The sequence below is a fragment of the Pseudomonas sp. ATCC 13867 genome, from assembly GCF_000349845.1.
In the GTDB taxonomy this organism is placed as follows: domain Bacteria; phylum Pseudomonadota; class Gammaproteobacteria; order Pseudomonadales; family Pseudomonadaceae; genus Pseudomonas.
Window position 1 is genome coordinate 4057506 of the sequence record NC_020829.1, and the last position, 20693, is coordinate 4078198.

General features: G+C 64.1%; 25 protein-coding genes. 10 read left to right on the forward strand and 15 right to left on the reverse strand.

The genetic code is table 11. From position 1 onward, the window contains the following. Positions 1 to 40 precede the first annotated feature (40 nt). The 3 genes from H681_RS18120 to H681_RS18130 form a co-directional block, all read right to left on the reverse strand. Positions 41 to 295 carry a hypothetical protein gene (locus H681_RS18120; RefSeq protein WP_015478329.1) on the reverse strand — a complete coding sequence of 85 codons (255 nt, stop codon included), beginning with the start codon at positions 293 to 295 and terminating at the stop codon, positions 41 to 43. Positions 296 to 491: 196 nt separating this feature from the next. Beyond that, positions 492 to 698: a hypothetical protein gene (locus H681_RS18125; RefSeq protein WP_015478330.1), complete on the reverse strand. Its 207-nt coding sequence runs from the start codon at positions 696 to 698 to the stop codon at positions 492 to 494. Positions 699 to 777: 79 nt separating this feature from the next. Beyond that, positions 778 to 1233, reverse strand: coding sequence for a hypothetical protein (locus tag H681_RS18130; protein WP_051070445.1), 456 nt, complete (start codon positions 1231 to 1233; stop codon positions 778 to 780). Between the two features lie 265 nt (positions 1234 to 1498). Here H681_RS18130 and H681_RS18135 point away from each other — a divergent pair, with 265 nt between their 5' ends. The 5 genes from H681_RS18135 to H681_RS18155 all read left to right on the forward strand — a co-directional run bounded on the left by H681_RS18135 (position 1499) and on the right by H681_RS18155 (position 5677). Beyond that, the gene (locus H681_RS18135; RefSeq protein ID WP_015478332.1) at positions 1499 to 2500 is read left to right on the forward strand and encodes a D-cysteine desulfhydrase; all 1002 of its coding nucleotides are present in this window, start codon (positions 1499 to 1501) and stop codon (positions 2498 to 2500) included. A 117-nt stretch (positions 2501 to 2617) separates the two neighbouring features. Beyond that, the gene (gene tcyJ / locus H681_RS18140) at positions 2618 to 3418 is read left to right on the forward strand and encodes a cystine ABC transporter substrate-binding protein (RefSeq protein ID WP_015478333.1); all 801 of its coding nucleotides are present in this window, start codon (positions 2618 to 2620) and stop codon (positions 3416 to 3418) included. Then, positions 3418 to 4089: a cystine ABC transporter permease gene (gene tcyL / locus H681_RS18145; RefSeq protein ID WP_041712684.1), complete on the forward strand. Its 672-nt coding sequence runs from the start codon at positions 3418 to 3420 to the stop codon at positions 4087 to 4089. Before tcyJ ends, tcyL begins: the two co-directional genes overlap by 1 nt. After that, positions 4086 to 4841, forward strand: a complete 756-nt coding sequence (gene tcyN, locus H681_RS18150) for an L-cystine ABC transporter ATP-binding protein TcyN (RefSeq protein WP_015478335.1) — start codon at positions 4086 to 4088, stop codon at positions 4839 to 4841. The genes tcyL and tcyN overlap by 4 nt, the downstream gene beginning before the upstream one ends. Positions 4842 to 4978: 137 nt before the next feature. After that, entirely contained in the window at positions 4979 to 5677 is a 699-nt protein-coding gene (locus tag H681_RS18155; RefSeq protein ID WP_015478336.1) for a pirin family protein, read from the forward strand. Between the two features lie 125 nt (positions 5678 to 5802). Here the strand turns inward: H681_RS18155 and H681_RS18160 are convergent, their stop codons facing one another. The 6 genes from H681_RS18160 to ttcA all read right to left on the reverse strand — a co-directional run bounded on the left by H681_RS18160 (position 5803) and on the right by ttcA (position 10110). Next, the gene (locus H681_RS18160; protein WP_015478337.1) at positions 5803 to 6465 is read right to left on the reverse strand and encodes an O-methyltransferase; all 663 of its coding nucleotides are present in this window, start codon (positions 6463 to 6465) and stop codon (positions 5803 to 5805) included. 18 nt (positions 6466 to 6483) lie between these two features. Beyond that, on the reverse strand, positions 6484 to 7014 hold the full coding sequence (locus tag H681_RS18165) for a C40 family peptidase (RefSeq protein ID WP_015478338.1): 531 nt from the start codon (positions 7012 to 7014) through the stop codon (positions 6484 to 6486). Positions 7015 to 7095: 81 nt separating this feature from the next. Further along, on the reverse strand, positions 7096 to 7719 hold the full coding sequence (locus tag H681_RS18170) for a C40 family peptidase (RefSeq protein ID WP_015478339.1): 624 nt from the start codon (positions 7717 to 7719) through the stop codon (positions 7096 to 7098). 75 nt (positions 7720 to 7794) lie between these two features. After that, positions 7795 to 8559: an NAD-dependent deacylase gene (locus H681_RS18175; protein WP_015478340.1), complete on the reverse strand. Its 765-nt coding sequence runs from the start codon at positions 8557 to 8559 to the stop codon at positions 7795 to 7797. Between the two features lie 28 nt (positions 8560 to 8587). After that, positions 8588 to 9259, reverse strand: coding sequence for a DNA-3-methyladenine glycosylase I (locus H681_RS18180; RefSeq protein WP_015478341.1), 672 nt, complete (start codon positions 9257 to 9259; stop codon positions 8588 to 8590). Positions 9260 to 9282: 23 nt separating this feature from the next. Continuing rightward, complete coding sequence (gene ttcA, locus H681_RS18185; RefSeq protein WP_015478342.1) at positions 9283 to 10110, reverse strand: tRNA 2-thiocytidine(32) synthetase TtcA; 828 nt, start codon at positions 10108 to 10110, stop codon at positions 9283 to 9285. A gap of 101 nt (positions 10111 to 10211) precedes the next feature. Here ttcA and H681_RS18190 point away from each other — a divergent pair, with 101 nt between their 5' ends. The 3 genes from H681_RS18190 (at position 10212) to H681_RS18200 (ending at position 12326) form a co-directional block, all read left to right on the forward strand. Beyond that, entirely contained in the window at positions 10212 to 10808 is a 597-nt protein-coding gene (locus tag H681_RS18190) for a DNA-J related domain-containing protein (protein ID WP_015478343.1), read from the forward strand. Between the two features lie 160 nt (positions 10809 to 10968). Further along, positions 10969 to 11565 (forward strand): Yip1 family protein, encoded by a 597-nt coding sequence (locus tag H681_RS18195; protein WP_015478344.1) that lies wholly within the window; start codon positions 10969 to 10971, stop codon positions 11563 to 11565. Positions 11566 to 11828: 263 nt separating this feature from the next. Continuing rightward, positions 11829 to 12326 (forward strand): SprT family zinc-dependent metalloprotease, encoded by a 498-nt coding sequence (locus H681_RS18200; protein ID WP_015478345.1) that lies wholly within the window; start codon positions 11829 to 11831, stop codon positions 12324 to 12326. A 6-nt stretch (positions 12327 to 12332) separates the two neighbouring features. On the opposite strand, the gene H681_RS18205 is transcribed toward H681_RS18200, so the two are convergent. Together H681_RS18205 and H681_RS18210 are read right to left on the reverse strand one after the other, a co-directional pair. Beyond that, on the reverse strand, positions 12333 to 13514 hold the full coding sequence (locus H681_RS18205) for a CaiB/BaiF CoA transferase family protein (protein WP_015478346.1): 1182 nt from the start codon (positions 13512 to 13514) through the stop codon (positions 12333 to 12335). A 42-nt stretch (positions 13515 to 13556) separates the two neighbouring features. Further along, complete coding sequence (locus H681_RS18210; RefSeq protein WP_015478347.1) at positions 13557 to 14696, reverse strand: acyl-CoA dehydrogenase family protein; 1140 nt, start codon at positions 14694 to 14696, stop codon at positions 13557 to 13559. A 145-nt stretch (positions 14697 to 14841) separates the two neighbouring features. Between H681_RS18210 and H681_RS18215 the strand changes: the two genes are divergently transcribed. Beyond that, on the forward strand, positions 14842 to 15306 hold the full coding sequence (locus tag H681_RS18215; protein ID WP_015478348.1) for a GNAT family N-acetyltransferase: 465 nt from the start codon (positions 14842 to 14844) through the stop codon (positions 15304 to 15306). Between the two features lie 183 nt (positions 15307 to 15489). Here H681_RS18215 and H681_RS18220 read toward each other — a convergent pair whose 3' ends face one another. Continuing rightward, positions 15490 to 16806: an OprO/OprP family phosphate-selective porin gene (locus H681_RS18220; RefSeq protein WP_015478349.1), complete on the reverse strand. Its 1317-nt coding sequence runs from the start codon at positions 16804 to 16806 to the stop codon at positions 15490 to 15492. A gap of 297 nt (positions 16807 to 17103) precedes the next feature. Between H681_RS18220 and H681_RS18225 the strand changes: the two genes are divergently transcribed. Continuing rightward, positions 17104 to 18018, forward strand: coding sequence for a VTT domain-containing protein (locus tag H681_RS18225; RefSeq protein ID WP_015478350.1), 915 nt, complete (start codon positions 17104 to 17106; stop codon positions 18016 to 18018). A gap of 405 nt (positions 18019 to 18423) precedes the next feature. Here the strand turns inward: H681_RS18225 and H681_RS18230 are convergent, their stop codons facing one another. The 3 genes from H681_RS18230 to H681_RS18240 are packed head-to-tail and all read right to left on the reverse strand — an operon-like array spanning position 18424 to position 20389. Next, the gene (locus H681_RS18230; RefSeq protein ID WP_015478351.1) at positions 18424 to 18663 is read right to left on the reverse strand and encodes a zf-HC2 domain-containing protein; all 240 of its coding nucleotides are present in this window, start codon (positions 18661 to 18663) and stop codon (positions 18424 to 18426) included. Beyond that, complete coding sequence (locus tag H681_RS18235; RefSeq protein WP_086009570.1) at positions 18657 to 19271, reverse strand: RNA polymerase sigma factor; 615 nt, start codon at positions 19269 to 19271, stop codon at positions 18657 to 18659. The genes H681_RS18230 and H681_RS18235 overlap by 7 nt, the downstream gene beginning before the upstream one ends. Further along, on the reverse strand, positions 19268 to 20389 hold the full coding sequence (locus H681_RS18240; protein ID WP_015478353.1) for a beta-ketoacyl-ACP synthase III: 1122 nt from the start codon (positions 20387 to 20389) through the stop codon (positions 19268 to 19270). Before H681_RS18240 ends, H681_RS18235 begins: the two co-directional genes overlap by 4 nt. Positions 20390 to 20693 lie beyond the last annotated feature (304 nt).

Consider the following 20693-nt stretch of genomic DNA (forward strand, 5'->3'; position numbering starts at 1 on the left):
TCCAGTGGGGACGCCAAAGCACCCCTTGGCCAGCCTGCCGCTACTTGTGGCAATGGTACGGGCTCTCGCCCTCCAGCTCCTGGTCCGTGTCCACGTCACGGATGGTCACGATGGCCTTCGGATACACCGAGCAGAGTGAGTTGCGCACGGTATAGATGCCGCTGCCGTGGGCGAGGAACTTGCCCTTGCCCAGGGCGTTGCCTGCCTCGTCGTGGGCGCTGACTTCGTAGTTGCCGGTCATGGTGATGCAACCACCCAGGGCCAGCAGGGACAGTACGGGGATCAGGTATTTCATGGCTTCTCCTTGCTACGCGATGCGCCGGACGGGCGGCGCGTCTGTCATTCCCTGACGGCTTCGCGAAAGCGGGCTGGTGATTCGAACGACCGCCGGTGCATGGCGGTGGGAGTTCGACCCGAACGCGGCGATGCAGTTCAGCCTGCAAGCCCCCGACAAATACCTTGCCTGAAGGGCTTACCGGCGGAAGGTCGTCTCAGCGCTTGCCCATCGAGCGGCGGGAGCCGCGCGGATGCGGTGGCCGGAATTCAGCCTTGTCGTGCGGCTTGCGGTGCTGGTAGGCCGTACTCGCCTGTTTCTGTGCCGCCAGGGCGGCCTTGGCGAGGTCGGTCAGAGACAGCGTGGAAGCGTCTTGAGTGGATTCCGCGCTGTCGTCGCGGGGCGGCTGCTGAGAGGAAGTCATGGGTCTGGGGTTCTACAAGAGACTGGAACGGCACACATGATAGCCGATCCAGCCCCGTTCCGGCTGCAGGCGATGCCGTTCACGCCCCTCCGGTCGGCGGGAAGAGCGTATCCGGACGGGTGACGTACTCGGACGCTTCCTCATAGGTCATCACCCAGATCTGGTTGATCCGCTGGTCCAGGCCGAGCTTGAGGCCGACGAACTTGCCGTTGATCTTCGGCAACAGCCCGTGAACCATGAAGCGGTTGTCCTCGTCACGGATGCGGACGGAAACCGACAGCGGATAGCTGATGGTCCTCTTGTAGAACCCGAGCGTGATCACCTGCCGCAGCAGGCTCGGCTTGGGGCGCTTAAGGGTGATCACCGGATAGACCGCGTTGTCGACGAAGCCCACCATCATGCCCGAGGGCAGTATGCGGTCGGCATGGGCCGGAGCCATGCCTCCCAGCAGCAGCGCAACGCTGCCGAACAACAGGATGCACAAGCGCCGCAGCGAACCTCGGCTGCTGGCGACCGGAATTACAACTGGTGTCATTGGATGTCCCGCCCCTGGAATGAATGTTCTCGTCATCTGCCCGATTCAACGCTGGCGTTCCGGGTCTGAAGATGGAGCGTAGCGGTTCGCCGCACGGCTGTCCGCACATTGATTCACAGCCCGCGGCATTCCTGCGCCACCCCGTTGCACCAGCCAGACGCGACATTCCGCTGCGACACCGCGTCATGCGCGCCACCAGTGCATTGCCGATGCGCGTCTGTCGCTCTATCGTGACCGTTTCACAGGATTGATCCGGGATTCCCACATGAGCTCCCTGCGCGAATCGCTCGCCCGCTTCCCTCGTCTCGAACTGGCCGGCGGCCCGACGCCGCTGGAAAAGCTGGAGCGGCTTTCCGCCCGGCTGGGCCGCGATATCCACGTAAAGCGCGACGACGCCACGCCCTTCGCACTGGGCGGCAACAAGGTACGCAAGCTCGAGTTTCTCGCCGCCGATGCGCTGCGCGCCGGCGCCGACACCCTGGTGACGGCGGGGGCGATCCAGTCCAACCACGTACGCCAGACAGCCGCGGTGGCAGCCAAGCTGGGCCTGCGCTGCATGGCGCTGCTGGAAAACCCCATCGGCACCGCCGACCACAACTACCTGAGCAACGGCAACCGCCTGCTGCTCGACCTGTTCGGCACCGAGGTCGAAGTGGTCGCCAACCTGGACACCGCCGACGAACTGTTGCAGCAGACCGGCGAGCGCCTGCTGCGCGAAGGCCGCAAGCCCTACCTCGTACCGATTGGCGGCTCCAACGCCCTCGGCGCGCTGGGCTACGTACGCGCCGGGCTGGAGCTGGCCGAGCAGATCCGCCACAGCGGCCAGCGCTTCGCCGCCGTGGTGCTGGCCTCCGGCAGCGCCGGCACCCATGCCGGACTGGCCGTGGCACTGGCCGATGCCCTGCCGGAACTGCCGGTGATCGGCGTGACCGTCTCGCGCACCGACGCCGCGCAGCGGCCGAAAGTGGAAGGCCTGATCCAGCGCACGCTGGAACTGCTTGGCCAGGACACGGCCAAGGCGCCGAAGGTGGAACTCTGGGATGAGTACTTCGCCCCGCGCTACGGCGAGCCCAACGCCGGCACGCTGGATGCGCTGCGCCTGCTGGCGAGCCACGAAGGACTGCTGCTCGACCCGGTCTACACCGGCAAGGCAATGGCCGGCCTGCTCGATGGCGTCGCCCGCCAGCGTTTCGCCCAGCAGGGGCCCCTGCTGTTCCTGCACACCGGAGGCTCGCCGGCGCTGTTCGCTTACCACCCGGCAGGATGAATCCGAGCAAATCCAGCTAAGTATGTAATCTTTTATTATTTTATTGCATAACAACTACGACCCTATAGTCGCCACGCGTTGACTAACCTGCTTAAAACACCAAAAACGGGGCTCACCATGACCTTCTCCGCACTGCGACGTCATTTCCTGCTTGCCGGCCTGACCCTCACCCTCGGCGCCAGCCTGTTCGGCCAGGCCCAGGCCGCCGACGACCTGCTTGCCCAGATCAAGTCCAAGGACGAAGTCCGCGTCGGTCTCGAGGGCACCTACCCGCCCTTCAGCTTCCAGGACGAGAACGGCAAACTCGCCGGCTTCGAAGTGGACTTCTCCCACCTGATCGCCAAGGAACTGGGCGTCACCGCCAAGCTGCAGCCGACCAAGTGGGACGGCATCCTCGCCGCGCTGGAATCCAAGCGCCTGGACCTGGTAATCAACCAGGTGACCATCTCCGAGGAGCGCAAGAAGAAGTACGACTTCTCCGACGCCTACACCGTTTCCGGCATCCAGGCGCTGGTGCGCAAGGGTGACGAAGGCAAATACGACGCCCCCGAAAAACTCGCCGGGGTGAAAGTCGGCGTAGGCCTGGGCACCAACTACGAACAGTGGCTGCGCGAACACGTGCCGCAGGCTGACGTGCGTACCTACGAAGACGACCCGACCAAGTTCCAGGACCTGCGCAGCGGGCGCATCGACGTGATCCTGGTGGACCGCCTGGCGGCCTTCGACATGGTCAACAAGACCAAGGGCGCCATGGCGCTGACCGGCGCCCCCTTCGCCCGCCAGGAAGCAGGCATCGCCCTGCGCAAGGGCAACCCCGAATTGCTCGCGGCGCTGAACAAGGCCATCGAGAAATTCCGGGCCGACGGCACGCTGAAAAAATTGTCGGAGAAGTGGTTCCAGGCTGACGTCACCCAATGATCGAAGAAAGCCTGCAGCTTGCGCTGGATTCCGCGCCCTTCCTGCTCAAGGGCGCGGTCTTCACGGTAGTCCTCAGCGTAGGCGGCATGTTCTTCGGACTGCTGCTGGGTTTCGTGCTGGCACTCATGCGCCTGTACGGTTTCACCGCCTTGAGCTGGCTCGCCCGCATCTACGTGTCGTTCTTCCGTGGCACGCCGTTGCTGGTCCAGCTCTTCATGATCTATTACGGCCTGCCCCAGGCCGGCATCGAACTCGACCCGCTGCCGGCGGCGCTGATCGGCTTCTCGCTGAACATGGCCGCCTACGTCTGCGAAATCCTCCGCGCCGCCATCGGCTCGATCGACAAGGGCCAGTGGGAAGCCGCCGCCAGTATCGGCATGACCCGCGCCGAGACCCTGCGCCGGGTGATCCTGCCGCAGGCCGCGCGCACTGCCCTGCCGCCGCTGGGCAACAGCTTCATCTCGCTGGTCAAGGACACCGCCCTGGCCGCCACCATCCAGGTGCCGGAATTGTTCCGCCAGGCCCAACTGATTACCGCGCGCACCTTCGAGGTGTTCACCATGTACCTCGCTGCCGCGCTGATCTACTGGATCCTCGCGAGCATCCTGTCGCACCTGCAGAACCGCCTGGAAGACCGGGTCAACCGTCATGACCAGGAGCACGACGCATGATCGAAGTACGCCAGCTGACCAAGCAGTTCCGCGGCCAGGAGGTGCTCAAGGGCATCGACCTGACCGTCGAGCCCGGCGAAGTGGTTGCGATCATCGGCCCCAGCGGCTCCGGCAAGACCACCCTGCTGCGCTGCCTCAACCTGCTGGAAACCCCCAACGGCGGCACCATCCAGGTCGGCGAGATCCGCATCGACGCCTCGCGTCCGCTCAGCGGGCAGCAGGGCCTGATCCGCAAGCTGCGCCAGCACGTGGGCTTCGTGTTCCAGAACTTCAACCTGTTCCCGCACCGCACGGCGCTGGAGAACGTGATCGAAGGCCCGGTGATCGTCAAGAAGGAGCCCCGCGCCCAGGCCGAGCAACGCGCCCGCGCCCTGCTCGCCAAGGTCGGCCTGGCCGGCAAGGAAGACGCCTATCCCAAGCGACTTTCCGGCGGCCAGCAGCAGCGCGTTGCCATCGCCCGCGCCCTGGCGATGCAGCCGGACGTGATCCTGTTCGACGAACCGACGTCGGCGCTCGATCCTGAACTGGTCGGAGAGGTGCTGGCGACCATTCGCGGCCTGGCGCAGGAAAAACGCACGATGGTCATCGTCACCCACGAGATGAGTTTCGCCCGCGACGTGGCCAACCGGGCGATTTTCATCGACAAGGGCGTAATCGTCGAGCAGGGCGATGCCAAGACACTGTTCTCCAATCCGAGGGAGGAACGCACGCGGCAGTTCCTTAGCAAATTCCTTACCCGAGACGGCTCCTGAATCCCGCAAACAATCGTAAAATTCGATCTATTAGCTCGGATATTTGCGCTTTTATATCTATCAAATGCGATGGAACATAGCTCCCATGAACCGCACGGGCCGGTGATTCCGCCGGCCGTGCCCATGAGGACTTCGCCATGATCGAACGCAGACCCTTCCAGCAACTCGGCGGCGCCAACCACGGCTGGCTCAACGCCAAGCACCACTTCTCCTTCGCCGAGTACTACGACACCGAGCGCATGGACTGGGGCAACCTCCGCGTCTGGAACGATGACGAAATCGCCGCCGGCACCGGCTTCCCGCCGCACCCGCACCGCGAGATGGAAATCATCACCTACGTCCGCCAGGGCGCGATCACCCACCAGGACAGCCTGGGCAACAAGGGCCGCACCGAAGCCGGCGACGTGCAGGTCATGAGCGCCGGGACCGGCATCGTGCACTCCGAGTACAACCTCGAGAAGGACCTGACCAGGATCTTCCAGATCTGGATCATCCCCTCGGTACGCGGCGGCACGCCGTCCTGGGGCGCCAAGCCCTTCCCGAAGGGCGACCGCGCCGGACGCTTCGTCACCCTGGCCAGCGGTTATGAGAGCGACGTCGATGCCCTGCGCATCCGCGCCGATGGCCGTCTGGTCGCGGCGACCATCAAGGCCGGCCAGAGTGCCGAGTACGAACTGGGCAGCGAGCGCCGCGGCTACCTGGTGCCGGCGACCGGCAAGGTGGAAGTGAATGGCGTGGCGCTGGAGGCTCGCGACGGCGCGGCTATCGCCAACGAAGCCGTGGTGAAGGTGACGGCGCTGGAAGACAGCGAAGTCATCCTGGTCGACGTTGCCTGACGGCACGCACCAGAAACGAAAAAGGCACGCCATCTGGCGTGCCTTCTTGTGTCGGGTGGGCCGAAGGAGGATCTCTCCCGGCAGGACTATCGATTCGATACGGAGCTGCGTTCTGATCGGCAATGTCACCGCTTGCGGCAAAGACTCATGCCATCGCCGATCGGCACCAGCGAGTAATCGACCCTGGCATCGTCCTTCAACGCCCGGTTGAGCCGCTGGATGGCGCGCGTATCTTCGCTCTGAGGCTCGACCTCCAGCACCCGGCCGCTCCACAGCACATTGTCGAAGACCACCAGCCCGCCACTGCGCAACAGACTCAGGGCGTACTCGAAATAGGCGGGATAGCGCGCCTTGTCGGCATCGATGAAGACCAGATCGAAGCAACCATTCTCGCCCCCGGCCATCAGGCTCTCCAGCGTGGACAACGCCGGCCCCAGGCGCAGTTCGATACGGGAATCGACACCCGCCTCCCGCCAGTGGGTACGGGCGATCTCGTTGTAGTCACCGGGCAGATCGCAGCACAGCAGATGCCCGTCGGCGGGAAGCGCCTCGGCCATGCACAGTGCGCTGTAGCCGGTAAAAGTGCCCACTTCGAGGATGCGCCGGGCGCCGATCAGTTTCACCAGCAGCGCAAGGAACTGCCCCTGTTCAGGCGCAACCTGCCAGCGCGCCGTCGGCATCGCCGCGGTCTCGGCGCGCAGGCGAGCCTTGATCGCGGAGTCCCGCAGGGACACGTCGAGAAGGTACTGGTAGAGGGTATCGTCCAGGTTCAGTGTGCGTGTCGTCATGGCCCCTCCCGCAAACGATCAGGGATGGAGGGCGATACTCTGCACGGCGAGGACGCGCTTGGCTTCCAGGAAGGCTTTCTGCCAATAGGCGCTGTCGAGGCTGTCCAGGCGTACGGTTCCACCCGTTCTGGGCGCATGGACGAAGCGCCCTTCCCCGACATAGATACCCGCATGGCTCACGCCACGTCCACCGCTGGTGGCGAAGAACACCAGATCGCCGCTCTGCAGGGATTCGCGGCCGATGGTGGGCGCGCGCAGGGTGATCATCTCGCGTGTCGAACGCGGCAGTTGCAGGCCGGTGGCATCGCGGTAGACATAACCGATCAGGCCGCTGCAATCGAAGCCGCCATCGGGCGTGTTGCCGCCCCAGCGATAAGGGGTACCGACCAGGCCAATGGCGCGGATCAGAATGTCATCGGCGGCTTGCGAATTGTAGGCAGGGAGCGAAGGCGCATTCACCACGGGCGGCGGCGATGGCGGAGTGCGAATGGCACAGGCGGCCAGGGAAGCGAGAAACGCGAGAAGGATGATGCGCTGTGGCGAAAGCATGTGATGGCATCCCTGCGAAGGAATGCCATCACTTTGCACCGACAGTGAGTTGAACGCAATACTTAAAGTAAAACTTTAAGTTTAGCGACTCACCGTCTTGGGTTCGTAACCCGGTTCGAGTACGCGCTTGGCTTCCATGTAGCTCAGACGCCAGTAGCTCTCGTCCAGGCTGTCCACCCGCACCCCACCGCTACGGCGGCTGGCGGAGTGGATGAACTGGCCGTCACCGATATAGATGCCGGCATGGCTCACCCGACCGCGACCACGATTATTGAAGAAGATCAGGTCGCCCGGTTGCAGGTCTTCCTTGGAGACCAGCGGGACGTCCATATTGATCAACTCGCGCGTGGAGCGCGGCAGGTTGATGCCTGCTTCTTCGCGGAACAGATAGCCCACGAAGCCGCTGCAATCGAAACCAGTCCGTTCCGATTTCCCACCGAAGCGGTACGGTGTACCGATCAGCGAGAACGCGCGATCCAGGATATCGGATACGTGCGTGGTCGAACTGCCGTTATAGTTTTTGGCCCCCTCGTCCTGCGACTCATCCGCCTGCGTGACCTTATTCTGGTCAATCTGGAGAAAAGCGGCGCGGCTGGTCGACGATGCGGCGACCTGGCTTTGCTGCGATTCCGGCGAATGGCTGGCACAAGCTGCCAGCAGCAGAACGAAACTCATGGGCACGAGGGGTGCGAAGCGTTTAAGCATGGGCACGACCGTGTCTCATTAGTTCCATTAGTTAGCGGGCTAATTTGCCCGCTCAATGAGACCAATGCAAGTTTTTTATCGCGGAATGTGACTCAACAGGCGCGGCATAATGTCTAAGGCTCGACCCTGCATTCTTTCCTCGACCACTGAACTCAGGTCGGTCAGCCCCGGATTCACCTCGGCGGTGAAGCCTCCAGCGGCCCGCGTCCGCATCACCGGCTCGATGATGTAGGGGAAGCTCGCGGTGGTTCCCACCAGCAATACGACATCGAATCCCTTGCGCAGTTGCGCGTAGAGCGTGTCGATCGCCGCTTCCGGCAGCATCTCCTCGAACAGTACCACCGACGGGCGCAGCACGCCTGCGCAGCGCTCGCAGCGCGGGGGCAGCGGACGTTGCAGGTGCTCGGCCAGCTCGGCGCTTTCCTGGCCGCAGGACTGGCAATAGAGCGGTGCCAGTTCGCCGTGTATCTCGATCAGGCGCTCCACCGGCGAGCCCGCGCGGCGATGGAAACCGTCGATGTTCTGCGTCAGCACCCAGCACTCCGGCTTGAGCCGCTGCAGCTCGGCGATCGCTTCGTGGCCAGCGTTGGGTCGCGCGTTGATGCATGCCTTGCCCAGCTCCGCCAGGTATTTCCAGCACAGCGCCGGATTATCGCGCAGCATCGGCCCGGAAAGCGCCGCCTCGATGGGCAGCCCTTCTTCCGTGCGACCGTTGTAGAGGCCCCCAAGGCCGCGGTAGGTGGGCATGCCGGAATCGGCGGAGACGCCGGCGCCGGTGATCACCAGGATGCGTTCGGCGCAGGCCAGTGCCGCGCCGGTGCGTTTGATCGCCGAATCCATGCGCCCTCCTCCGCGGCCAGGCCGCGCGTCAATGGTTGACCGTGTACGACAGCATCATCGAGATATGGCACAGCGGGCGACCGCTTTGTTCCTGCCAGGTATTGAACGCGGCCTGCACCCGGGCGAGGTCCTTCAGGCTGGTGGGCGCCTTGTCGACGATGTCCTGGGCCTTGAGGGCCGCGACCACATCGTCGCTGAGCACGAAGGTGTCCTTGCCGGCCATGCGCAGGAAGCGCGGCGCCGACATGCCGCCCAACTGGTTGCCGCGCTTGGCCAGCAGCTTCCACAGCCCAACGATATCGCTCACTGGCCAGTCCGCCAGCAGCTTGCCGAAACTGCCGTACTCACGGGCGATGTCGAGGACCATCTGGGCGTTGCGCGGCACGCTCTTGAGCTTGCCGAGGTGACGGATCAGCCGGGTGTCCTGCATCAGGTTTTCCAGGCGCTCGCCGCCCATCAGCACGACCTTCTCCGGATCGAAACCGAAGAAGACCTCCTCGAAGGCCGGCCACTTGGCGTCCACCAGGCTGTGCTTGAGCCCCGCGCGGAAGATACGCAGGCTGATCAGCGACAGGTAGCGGTCATCGCCTACCGCCGCCAGTTCAGCCGGCGACCAGGCTTGCGGCAGGCGGGCTTCCAGCGCTTCGACCGAGCCGAAGCGGTTCAGGCAATACTCATACAGCCACGGGTAATCGCGCATCGGGCGTCCTTGCGGGGGCGTTCTTACAGGTTCATCACATCGAGGAAGCGCGGGGTCGCCGCCTCGTCGATGCGCAGGCTGTTGAAGTCGAACAGGTCGCGGTCGGCCAGTTGCGACGGCACCACGTTCTGCAGCGCGCGGAACATGATCTCGGTGCGGCCCGGCGACTTGCGCTCCCAGTCCAGCAGCATTTCCTTGACCACCTGGCGCTGCAGGTTTTCCTGCGAGCCGCAGAGATTGCACGGGATGATCGGGAATTCCTTGAGCACCGAGTAGGCCTCGATGTCCTTCTCGTTGCAGTACGCCAGCGGGCGGATCACCACGTTGCGGCCGTCGTCGGACAGCAGCTTGGGCGGCATGGCCTTGAGGGTGCCGCCGTAGAACATATTGAGGAAGAAAGTTTCCAGGATGTCGTCGCGGTGGTGCCCCAGCGCCATCTTGGTCGCGCCGATCTCGTCGGCGTAGGTGTAGAGGGTGCCACGGCGCAGGCGCGAGCACAGCGAGCAGGTGGTCTTGCCCTCCGGGATCTTCTCCTTCACCACCGAGTAGGTGTCCTTCTCGATGATGTGATACTGCACGCCGATGGATTCCAGGTATTGCGGCAGCACATGCTCGGGGAAGCCGGGCTGCTTCTGGTCCATGTTCACCGCGACGATCTCGAACTGGATCGGCGCCACCTTCTGCAGGTACAGCAGGATGTCCAGCAGGGTGTAGCTGTCCTTGCCGCCGGACAGGCAGACCATCACCTTGTCACCGTCCTCGATCATGTTGAAGTCGGTGACCGCTTCGCCAACCTGGCGGCGCAGGCGTTTCTGCAGTTTGTTCTGGTTGACCGAAAGGGTGCTGGCCATGATGTTCTGGAATCCGAAGGGCAAGACGAAAAGCCGGTCATTTTACGCGCAAAGCGACGCGTACCCCAGCCCCTCTATCGGGCTACTGCTAATCTGACAGCATGACGCCCGACCTCGATCCTTCCCTCGACCTGACGGACCAGCTCCTGCAGCTACTACAGGAAGCGCCTGACGGACTCTCCGAATTTCAGCTCATCCAGCAGTTGAAGGCGCGGCATTCCACGCATGTTCCGAACCTGGCGCTGACCGACAAGCTGGTACTGTTCCGCACCCACTTCCTGGTGTTCAACGCGCTCTATCGGCTGCGCGACCGCCTGTGGGCGGAGAGTGCCGCGCACCTGGAGATCGGCCCGCTGCAGATCCGCCTCTCCCCCTACATGAGCGGCGCGCAGGCGCTCGGCGAGCAAGACACCCTGCGCACCTACTACCTCGACGAAAGACACCTGAAGGAAACCACCGAGCGCGACGTGGAGAAGCTGCTGGAAAGCTTCTGGACGCGCATGCAGGGCAACGAGGAAAAAGCCGCCGCGCTGGCCCTGTTCGAGCTGGAAGACGGCCCGGTGGACTATGCGCTGATCAAGCTGCGCTACCGCCAGTTGGTCAGCCAGCACCATCCCGACCGGGGCGGCAGCACCACGCGCCTGCAGTCGATCAACAAGGCGATGGAAATTCTGGAGCGCTATTACAGCCGCCCGTGAAACTTCCATTTGCTCTAACCCCACGGACGACGCCCCCTCCAGCCCTCCCTATACTGCGTCATAAGGCCGCATAGGTCGGTCGGACACCGGATGACGCTGGCTACGCGTCTCTGGGGTCTTGCTGGGGGGCGGCCTTCTATAAGAAGAGGAGAATGCTGACATGATCCATCATGTGTGGGGGCTCTTCACCCATCCCGATCAGGAATGGCAGGACATCCGTGGCGAGGAAGAATCCATCAGCCACATGTACCTGACCCACGTTCTGATCCTCGCGGCCATCCCGGTCATTTCCGCCTACATCGGCACCACACAGGTCGGCTGGGTCTTGGGCAACGCAGGACCGGTCAAGCTGACGCCCGCCAGTGCGATACAGCTGACCATCATGACCTATATCGCCATGCTCGCCGGCGTCGCCGTGATGGGCGCCTTCATCCACTGGATGGCACGCACCTACGATGCGGCGCCGTCGCTGACCCAATGCATCGTATTCGCCGCGTACACCGCCACCCCACTGTTCATCGGCGGTCTGGCGGCGCTCTATCCGCACCTGTGGCTGGGCATGATCATCGGCACCGCCGCGATCTGCTATACCGTGTACCTGCTCTACGTCGGCATCCCGACCTTCATGAACATTCCCAGGGATGAAGGTTTCCTGTTCTCCAGCTCCGTGCTGGCGGTGGGGCTGGTGGTGCTGGTGGCGATGATCGCCCTGTCGGTGATCCTCTGGGGCAGCGGTGTCGGCCCGGAATACACCTGATTCCCATCCTTGAATGAAAAACCGGGTCCCAGTGGCCCGGTTTTCTTTTGCACCACTGCTTTTCGTAGGAACGGACTCTGTCCGCGATCCGGCCGTATGGCCGGCAAGGAAGCCTCGCGGACAGAGTCCGCTCTACAGGGAAGGCCACTTGCCTGAAAGGCTTCCCGGCTTGCCTGAACCTGCACCCCGGACGAGCGGCCACGAGAAATCCGCCACCCGCGCTCCGACTGCGGCATAATCTGCCCCCGTCGGAGAACCACTGTATGCCTGAACAGCTTAACGCTCGCGTCGAAGCCTGCTACCAGCAGGCCGAAGCCTTCTTCCAGCGGCGCTTTCCCCGCCCGGAAGTGAGCTTCCGGCTACGCGGCCAGAAGGCCGGCGTCGCCCACCTCGATGAAAACCTGCTGCGCTTCAACCCGCAGTTGTACCGGGAAAACCACGAACACTTCCTTGAGCAGACCGTGGCCCATGAAGTGGCCCACCTGATCGCCCACCAGATGTTCGGCCCGCGCATTCGCCCGCATGGCGAGGAGTGGCAGCTGATCATGCGCGGCATCTACGGCCTGCCGCCGGACCGCTGCCACACCTACGAGATCAAGCGCCGCCGGGCTACCCGCTACCTGTACCGCTGCCACTGCGGCGAGGGCAACGAATTTCCCTTTTCCGCCCAGCGCCACAATCTGGTCGCCCAGGGTCGCCGCTACTATTGCCGGCGCTGCCGCGCGACGCTGGTGTTCACCGGCGAAACCCGCCGCGAGTGATACCGCTCAGGCGATGACCTTCGCCGCCTTCAACGCCTCGACCTGTTCGGCCGAATAGCCCAGCTCCGCCATCACCTCCGCCGTGTGCGCCCCCAGTGCGGCACCGATATGGCGCGGTTCGGGCAGGCCGGCGGAAAAGCGGATCGGACAGGCCGCCTGTCGCTGCGCGCCGCCCTGGCCATTGGGCACCTGCGTGACCACTCCGCGCTCGCGCAACTGCGGGTGTTCCACCGCCTCCGCCAGCGACAGCATCGGCTCGACGCACGCATCCAGCGCCGCGAAACGCTCACGCCACTCCTCGAAATCCTGCTTCTCGAACTCGATGGCGATCTCACGCTTGAGCGCCTGCTGCTCTTCCGGCTTGGGCGAAAGCCCGCGCGCGGCCAACTCCGGGCGGCCGATGGCGGCGCAGAACTGTTGCATGAACTGCGGCTCCAGGCTGCCCACCGAGAACCAGCGACCATCGCGGGTACGGTAGTAGTCGTAGAAGCTGCCGCCGTTGAGCGCGAGGCCTTCCATCTCCGGCTCCACGCCCGCCGCGAGATAGCCCGCGCCAGCCATGCCATGCAGACTGAAGGCGCAGTCGGTCATGCTCACATCGACCTGCTGCCCCTCCCCCGTCTGCTGCCGGTGGATGACCGCAGCAAGCAGGCCCATCACACCGTGCAGCGAGCCGCCGCCGATATCCGCCAGCTGCACACCCAGCGGCAGCGGGCCGCTCTCGCGGCGGCCGGTGTAGCTGGCGACGCCAGCCAGGGCCAGGTAGTTGATGTCATGCCCAGCGCGGTCGCGCAGCGGCCCGGTCTGGCCGTATCCGGTGATCGACACGTAGATCAGCTTCGGGTTGATCGCCTTGAGCGCCTCGTAGCCCACGCCCAGCTTGTCCATCACGCCGGGACGGAACTGCTCCAGCACGATGTCGTACTCCTGCACCAGTTGCTTCACCACTTCCACCGCTTGCGGCTGCTTGAGGTCCAGGCCGACGGAGCGTTTGTTGCGGTTGAGATAGGCATGGCTGGCCGAGGTGCCGTCCACGTGCGGCGGCAGTACGCGCACCAGGTCCATGCGCGTGGGCGACTCCACGCGTAGCACCTGGGCGCCCATGTCAGCCAGCAGCAACGAGGCGAACGGCCCCGGCAGCAGGGTGGAGAAGTCGAGAATTTTCAGGGAGGCGAGCGGGCCGTTCATGGGCACTCCTGTTTCGCTCAATCGATGCGTGGGCGCCGCGCCTCAGAGCTTCATGCCGCGGCTGATGATCTCTTTCATGATCTCCGAGGTACCGGCGAAGATGCGCTGGATACGCGCGTTCGCGTACATCCTGCAGATCGGATACTCCCACATGTAACCCCAGCCGCCGTGCAGTTGCACGCCTTCGTCGACCACCTTGCACAACAGCTCGGTGGTGAACAGCTTGGCCTCGGCGGCCACTTCGGGGATGAGCTTCTTCTGGTTGTGGTCCATCACGCAACGGTCGGTGAAGACCTGCGCGACGTCGATCTGCGTACGCATCTCGGCGAGCTTGAAGCGGGTGTTCTGGAAGTGCGCCACCGGGCGGTCGAAGGCCTTGCGCTCCTTCACGTAGTCGACGGTCGCGTTCAGCGCCGCCTCGGCACCGGCTACCGCGCCACAGGCGTTGGTCAGGCGCTCCTGCGCCAGCATGTTCATCAGGTAGAAGAAGCCGCCCTTGGCGTCGCCCAGCAGATTTTCCTTCGGCACTTTCACGTTGTTGAAGAACAGCTCGGCGGTGTCCTGGCTCTTCATGCCCAGCTTCTTCAGGTTGCGCCCACGCTCGAAGCCTTCCATGCCGCGCTCGACCACGAACAGCCCCATCGCGTGCTTGTTCGCCGGATCGGTCTTGGCCGCGACGATCACTAGGTCCGCCAGCAGGCCGTTGGAGATGAACACCTTGGAACCGTTGAGGACGAAGTGGTCGCCCTTGTCCACCGCCGTGGTGCGCATGCCGGCCAGGTCGGAGCCGGCCGACGGCTCGGTCATCGCCACCGCCAGGATGCTTTCGCCGCGAATGATCCCCGGCATCCAGCGGGCCTTCTGCTCGGCGTTGCCGTACTCGGCGATGTAGGGACCGCATAGCGCCGAGTGCAGCGGAATCATGAAGCCCGGCTCGTTGATGGCGGCCAGTTCCTCGCACATGATCTGTTCGTAGCGGAAATCCTTCAGACCGGTTCCGCCGTACTCCTCTTCCGCCCAGGGCAGCAGGAAGCCCATCTCCCCCGCCTTGCGCCAGACGCTGCGGTCCACCACGCCGGCCTCTTCCCATTCGTCCTGGTGAGGCACCACTTCCCGGTCGAGGAAGGCTCGGAACGCATCGCGGAACAGGTTGTGCTCGGTCTCGAAGTGATTGCGCAGCATGGTCGACTCCCGGTGGGTTGAGTGCCCGCAGGGTAGGTGCTGGCCGCGCGCGGCCTCAATGACGCGAGCGCTCAGGGTCGATTGACGCATTCGCCCAGCGGATGCGAGGGTGAAACTTCCCAAGGCTGCACCGGAGAGCACCCGCATGCAGATTCGTCCTTTCCAGGCAGAGGACATCCCGCCGTACGAAAGCTGGTTCGCCGATCCGCTGCTCGATGCGCAACTCGGTCCGATGGATCGCTACTGGCTGGAACAGGTACTGAAGGATGCGGACAAGGCCCAGTACAGCATTCTGCGCGGCGGCCAGCTGATCGCGGTGGTAGGGGTTTGCCTGCCCACCCCGGCGCATCCGTACTACTTCGTCACTGACCTCGCGGTACGCCCGGAGTTGCGCGGCTCAGGCGTCGGACGCGCAGTGATGGCGCTGGTGATGAGCCAACCGGAACTGCAGAGCAGCCCCTTGTGGCGGGCCAGCGTGAGGCCGGACAACCCGACGGCGCGGGCTTTCCTCGTCAAGCTGGGCTGGACGCGCCTGGAAATGGGCAATCCGTTCGATGAGCTGCTCGAGTTCGAATTCCGCCGGCAGCCAGCACGCCCCGGTTTCCGCTAAGGCACAAGTGTAGGAGCGAGCTTGCTCGCGAACGAGGTCGCAGGCAGCTTCGGCGTGCAGCAGGTTCGCGAGCAATAACGATGGCGTCCCCTTCGCTCCTACAGAAAGGCTTTCCGACTCCCATAAAAAAACCCCGCCGAAGCGGGGTTCACACAAAGGAGTCAAACGGTAAAGCTGTAGTTCTTAGAACACGTACTGCAGACGGGTCACGACGCCGTTGCCGTCATCGTCGCCGTTGGCGTTGCGAATGCCATCGGTGGTGACGTGAACGTAGTCGAGGGAGACTTTCACCGCTTCGTTGGCGTACCAGTTCACACCGATGGTGTTGGTGCTGGCCTTGGTGTCGCCAACATCGCGGGTAGCGGTGGCCACGGTCACGTTCGGGTCATCGACCTTGATGTGGTCGTAGCGGTAGAAGACTTCCCAGGCACCGAGTTGCTTGTCAGCTGGCTTGATGGTGTCGAACTTGGCGCCATCGAGCTTGTACACGCGGGACTCGCCGGTGATGGTGTAGGCCAACTGGCCGTAGTAACCGTCAGCCTTGATGTCCTGGTAGGCATCGGCGTCGGCCTTCAGCTTGCGCTTGAGGTATTCGGCCTGAGCGGAGAACGGGCCGAAGGCGTAAGCAAATTCAGCACCCCAGGTGGAGTCATCCTTGTAGGAACCGGCCGGGCTCAGGGTGGCGCCGCCGAAGGTCGCGCGGTTGCCGTTTTCGCCGGCGTCGTTACCGCCATTGGTGGAAACGCCGCGCATGCCCAGACGCGGACGGATGCGGGAGTCGAAGGCGGTGTCGTCCAGATCGCGGTAGGCGTAGTCCACGCCCAGGTGCAGGACGTTGCCGTCGGTGTTCATCGGCGCGAACACACCACGGAAGTTGAACTGCTTGACGCTGTCGCCGTCGGTGTCGTCGGCGTCCTTGGCGTACACGCCGGCATCCAGGTAGGCCATGTTGGCGACGACGCCGCCAACCTGGGCACCCATGCCGTCCTGGTGGGTGTTGATCCAGTCAGCCAGTTCGTAGGCCGAGTTACGCTCGGTGGCGGTAACCCACTTGGAGCTGGTGGCTTTTTCCAGGCCGAAGTCCGGGTCGAAGCGGCCGAACTTCAGGGTGACCGGGGAGAAGCCGATATAGCTGAAGGACGCTTCATCGAAGTAACCGTTGTCCGAGTTACCCGAGTTGTGGGCCATGTCATAGCTGATCTGGTATTTCCAGTCGCGGTACATGGTGCCGCCCAGTTCCAGGTAGGCACGGCGGAAATACGCGGCGTCGGCATCGTTGCCATTCTTGGTGTAGAAACCATCGAAACGGCTGTAATCCGCTTGCAGACGGCCACCCAGCTTGAAGCTGAATTCTTTGTCGGTGGTGCCGACCTCAAGGCCGCCCTTGGTCTTGATAACGATATCGGCGCCATCGGTGGTGACTGTGCCTGCGAAAGCCTGGGCGGAAACGGCCAGTGCCAGGGCAGTGGCGGCGTAACCGGCGAAGTGCTTACGGATCATCGAAGATTCCCCTTAATGGTATTTAGCGTTGAACACGCCGAGTGCCTGGCTGCTGCGCGGCCCCCAAGGTCTCGCACAGGCCGTCTGGCGGCCCCCGTTTGTGTTGCTGGGAATCTTGGCGAGGGGTTATTTCAGATCAGTTGCTCGTAGATAAAACTTTTATTACAGAGGAACTTTTGATTTCTTTGAGTCATAAGAATCCTGAGCCACGCCCGACTGGGTCCCGGGCTCTTTCCGATCGCGCTTTGGCGGTATGCTTCCACCTCCCACTGAACGACCTTGCCTTCAGGCGTCCCCATGCATGAATTGCAACCCCTGATCCAGCAGCACGGCCTCTCCCTGCTGTTCCTCAACGTCCTGCTGGAGCAGCTCGGCCTGCCGATTCCGGCCTACCCGGCCCTGATCGTTGCCGGCGCGCTGGCCCTGCAAGGCAGCGGCGTACCACTGGGCGAAGCGCTGGCGGTGGCCGTCGTCGCCTGCCTGATCGCCGATTTCATCTGGTACTTCGCCGGCCGGCATTACGGCGGCTTCATGCTGCGCAGCGCGTGCAAGATTTCGCTGTCGCCGGACAGCTGCATCCGCCAGAGCCAGAGCTTGTACCTGCGCATCGGTCCGCGCGCGCTGCTGATCTCGCGCTTTCTCCCCGGAGCCAGCGCGCTGACCACCACGATGGCCGGGATGACCCGTACACCGCCGCCGCGCTTTCTCGGCTACGATTGCGCCGGCGCCGCGCTGTGGGCCGGCTCGGCCCTGATGATCGGCAGCATCTTCAGCGACGCGGTGGACCATGTGCTCGGCTGGCTCACCCAATACGCCAGCCTTGGCGCGGCACTGCTGTTCGGCGCCTTCGCCCTGTTCATCACCTGGAAACTCTGGCAGCGCTTCAGCCTGCTGCGCCGCACTTCGCGGATCCCGCGCATCAGCGTCGGCGAGCTGCGCGCCCGCCTCGACGCCGGCCAGCCGCCCTTGATCCTCGACGTACGTGCGCAGCTCGATGGCGAAGCGATCCCCGGCTCCATCCCGTTCGGCCTCGACACGCCGCTGGACCAGTTGCACGGCAGCCTGGAAGGCCAGGACGTGGTGATCTACTGCGCCTGTCCCCACGAACTCTCTGCCGCCATGCTCGCCGAACGCCTGCAGGCCTCGGGACATCCGCGCGCCTGGGCGCTGTCGGGCGGGCTGGATGCGTGGCACGCGCAGGGGCCGCGCTAGGGATTTATCCGCCAATCGCTTGGTAGACGGGCTGATCGCGGACGGAGTCCGCTACGAGATATATCTGCGCTCGGGGCGGCCCTCAGCCTCGGCTTTGGCATCCTGCGTCGCTCTACCTCCTGCATCCATGCAGTCGTCTCCCAGGGGGAGAGGGGACCGTTCGGCGCAGGAGGAAATCTCGGTCTCAGCCGGCACGGTCTGCCCTCTCTCCCTGAGGGAGAGGGTTGGGGTGAGGAGGAAGCGCTGGCACAGATCGCCCAGAAGTAGGCAGTTGCTCCTACGGAAGAACGCCAGGCGATCCCGCTCTTGTAGGAGCGAGCTTGCTCGCGAACCCGCTTGATGCTGGAGTCACCGAAAACATCGGCTCGCGAGCAAACTCGCCCCCACGAAGAGCCTTCCCCAGGGTCAGCGCCGCGAATGGTCCCGTCGCAGCTCGGCGAGATGCGCGGCGAGCAGGTCGGTGTCCGCGCCGGATTTCTCCGGCAGCGCGCGCAAAGTAGCCTGGGTCAGCCGCATCTGCCGCAGGTAACGCCGACAGTTGCGACACAGCAGCAGGTGCCGGCGCAGCGCCAGCTTCTCGCGAAAGCCCAGTTGCTCATCCAGCAGGTCGCTGGAGCGTGCCACCAGTTCCTTGCAGGTCAGCATTCCCCGGTCTCCTCGAAGTGCTCCAGCGTGGCGAACACCTTCAGCCGCGCGCGGTGCAGCAGCACCCTGACATTGGAGAGCGAAACGTCCAGAAGATTACAGATCGCCTCCAAGTCCAGCCCCTGGCGCTCACGCAGCAGCAGGACGCTGCGCTGCAGCTCGGACAGGCTGGCAAGGGTCTTTTCCAGGCATTCACGCAGTTCCTCCCCGGCCAGCAGGGCTTCGGGCGAGTCCTCGTGCCAGGCCAGCGGCGCCGGGCTCCAATGGCCGTCGGCAGCGAAACGGCTGTCGTCGATGCTGCCGTGGGGCGCGGGCAGGTCGTCCAGCGACACATCGCGACGAACCTTGCGCAGGCGGGATTTCGCGGTATTGGCGGTGATGGTCAGCAGCCAGGTCTTGAGGCTGGAACGCCCCTGGAAGCCGTCGAGGTTGCGCACGGCGGCGAGCCAGGCGTCCTGCACCACCTCGTCGGCATGGGCAGCACCGACGATGGCGATAGCGACAGCGCGCATCGCACCCTGATAGGCGGCTACCAGGGTGCGGAAGGCCTGCTGGTCACCGGCCAGCAGGCGCGACAACAACTCGCTGTCGTCGGTGGGCACGATCAGCGCTTGCGCAGGATCACACTGCCGATGGAGTAGCCGGCGCCGAAGGAGCTCAGCACGCCGATGGAGCCGGCGGGCAGATCGTCCTGATGCTTGTGGAAGGCAATGACCGAACCCGCCGAGCTGGTGTTGGCGTAGGTGTCGAGGATCACCGGCGCCTCGTGGGCTTCGGCGTCACGGCCGATCAGCTTGCGGGTGATCAGCAGGTTCATGTTCAGGTTGGCCTGGTGCAGCCAGAAGCGCTTCACGTCGCTGACCGGGATGTCGTTCTGCACCAGGTGCTCGCCGATCAGCTCGGCCACCATCGGGCAGACGTCCTTGAACACCTTGCGGCCTTCCTGCACGAACAGCTTGTCGCGTGCACCGATGCCCTCTTCCGCGGCGCGGTTGAGGAAGCCGAAGTTGTTGCGGATGTTGTTGGAGAACTGGGTCAGCAGCTTGGTGCTCACCACGTCGAACTGGTGCGGGCTGGTGGCCTGGTCGGCGCGCTCGACGATTACCGCGGTGGCGGCATCGCCGAAGATGAAGTGGCTGTCGCGATCGCGGAAGTTCAGGTGACCGGTGCAGATTTCCGGGTTGACCAGCAGGATGGCGCGGGCCTGGCCGAGCTGCACGCTGTTCACCGCGGCCTGCAGGCCGAAGGTGGCCGAGGAGCAGGCGACGTTCATGTCGTAGCCGAAACCCTGGATGCCAAGGGCGGCCTGCACTTCGATGGCCACCGCCGGGTAGGCGCGCTGCAGGTTGGAGCAGGCGACGATCACGCCGTCGATGTCCGCGGCGGTACGGCCGGCGCGCTGCAGGGCTTCCTTCGCCGCGTGCACGGCCATCTCGCAGAGGATGCCCCAGTCTTCGTTGGAGCGCTCCGGAATGCGCGGCGCCATGCGCTGCGGGTCGAGGATACCTTCCTTGTCCACCACGAAGCGGCTCTTGATACCGGAAGCCTTCTCGATGAAGGCCGAGCTGGATTCGGCCAGCGGCTCCATCTCACCCTTGGCAATGGCGTCGGCGTGTTGCTCGTTGTGACTGCGGACGTAGCTGTTGAAGGATTCCACCAGTTCATCGTTGGAGATGCTGAACGGCGGGGTGTACAGGCCAGTTCCGCTGATCACGACTTTATGCACGGTCAATCCTCTTCTGTATCGGGCCGCCGGACCGGGCGGCAAGGTTAGGCATCAAGGTGCCCGCACGCTGGCCGGCACTGGATAGTCTGGGTTTCCGCGGCATCACGCGGATGCCGGGGGATGTAACAAGGCAGTGTGCCACCCCCGCCCGCGAGCGGCACCTTTCACCGCCCGGCGGTCCTCGATGGCACCTTGGTACAACCGCTGGCCGCTGATTATGCTGCAATTTTCGGCAAAAAGTCGCCGGTAAAGCGTGGTAATTCCGCCACTTTCCGTAAGAAAGCCTCGTACTCCCTGGCATGGC

What these genes read in the sequence shown, in the direction of transcription:
- H681_RS18225 (WP_015478350.1), top strand. Translation starts at nt 17,104, where the DNA reads ATGCATGAATTGCAACCCCTGATCCAGCAGCACGGCCTCTCCCTGCTG.
- H681_RS18155 (WP_015478336.1), top strand. Translation starts at nt 4,979, where the DNA reads ATGATCGAACGCAGACCCTTCCAGCAACTCGGCGGCGCCAACCACGGC.
- tcyJ (WP_015478333.1), top strand. Translation starts at nt 2,618, where the DNA reads ATGACCTTCTCCGCACTGCGACGTCATTTCCTGCTTGCCGGCCTGACC.
- H681_RS18135 (WP_015478332.1), top strand. Translation starts at nt 1,499, where the DNA reads ATGAGCTCCCTGCGCGAATCGCTCGCCCGCTTCCCTCGTCTCGAACTG.
- ttcA (WP_015478342.1), bottom strand. Translation starts at nt 10,110, where the DNA reads ATGGCCAGCACCCTTTCGGTCAACCAGAACAAACTGCAGAAACGCCTG.
- H681_RS18210 (WP_015478347.1), bottom strand. Translation starts at nt 14,696, where the DNA reads ATGCTGCGCAATCACTTCGAGACCGAGCACAACCTGTTCCGCGATGCG.
- H681_RS18195 (WP_015478344.1), top strand. Translation starts at nt 10,969, where the DNA reads ATGATCCATCATGTGTGGGGGCTCTTCACCCATCCCGATCAGGAATGG.
- H681_RS18205 (WP_015478346.1), bottom strand. Translation starts at nt 13,514, where the DNA reads ATGAACGGCCCGCTCGCCTCCCTGAAAATTCTCGACTTCTCCACCCTG.
- H681_RS18215 (WP_015478348.1), top strand. Translation starts at nt 14,842, where the DNA reads ATGCAGATTCGTCCTTTCCAGGCAGAGGACATCCCGCCGTACGAAAGC.
- H681_RS18180 (WP_015478341.1), bottom strand. Translation starts at nt 9,259, where the DNA reads ATGCGCGATTACCCGTGGCTGTATGAGTATTGCCTGAACCGCTTCGGC.
- H681_RS18130 (WP_051070445.1), bottom strand. Translation starts at nt 1,233, where the DNA reads ATGACACCAGTTGTAATTCCGGTCGCCAGCAGCCGAGGTTCGCTGCGG.
- H681_RS18230 (WP_015478351.1), bottom strand. Translation starts at nt 18,663, where the DNA reads ATGCTGACCTGCAAGGAACTGGTGGCACGCTCCAGCGACCTGCTGGAT.
- H681_RS18200 (WP_015478345.1), top strand. Translation starts at nt 11,829, where the DNA reads ATGCCTGAACAGCTTAACGCTCGCGTCGAAGCCTGCTACCAGCAGGCC.
- H681_RS18120 (WP_015478329.1), bottom strand. Translation starts at nt 295, where the DNA reads ATGAAATACCTGATCCCCGTACTGTCCCTGCTGGCCCTGGGTGGTTGC.
- H681_RS18160 (WP_015478337.1), bottom strand. Translation starts at nt 6,465, where the DNA reads ATGACGACACGCACACTGAACCTGGACGATACCCTCTACCAGTACCTT.
- H681_RS18170 (WP_015478339.1), bottom strand. Translation starts at nt 7,719, where the DNA reads ATGCTTAAACGCTTCGCACCCCTCGTGCCCATGAGTTTCGTTCTGCTG.
- H681_RS18220 (WP_015478349.1), bottom strand. Translation starts at nt 16,806, where the DNA reads ATGATCCGTAAGCACTTCGCCGGTTACGCCGCCACTGCCCTGGCACTG.
- H681_RS18190 (WP_015478343.1), top strand. Translation starts at nt 10,212, where the DNA reads ATGACGCCCGACCTCGATCCTTCCCTCGACCTGACGGACCAGCTCCTG.
- tcyN (WP_015478335.1), top strand. Translation starts at nt 4,086, where the DNA reads ATGATCGAAGTACGCCAGCTGACCAAGCAGTTCCGCGGCCAGGAGGTG.
- H681_RS18165 (WP_015478338.1), bottom strand. Translation starts at nt 7,014, where the DNA reads ATGCTTTCGCCACAGCGCATCATCCTTCTCGCGTTTCTCGCTTCCCTG.
- H681_RS18175 (WP_015478340.1), bottom strand. Translation starts at nt 8,559, where the DNA reads ATGGATTCGGCGATCAAACGCACCGGCGCGGCACTGGCCTGCGCCGAA.
- H681_RS18125 (WP_015478330.1), bottom strand. Translation starts at nt 698, where the DNA reads ATGACTTCCTCTCAGCAGCCGCCCCGCGACGACAGCGCGGAATCCACT.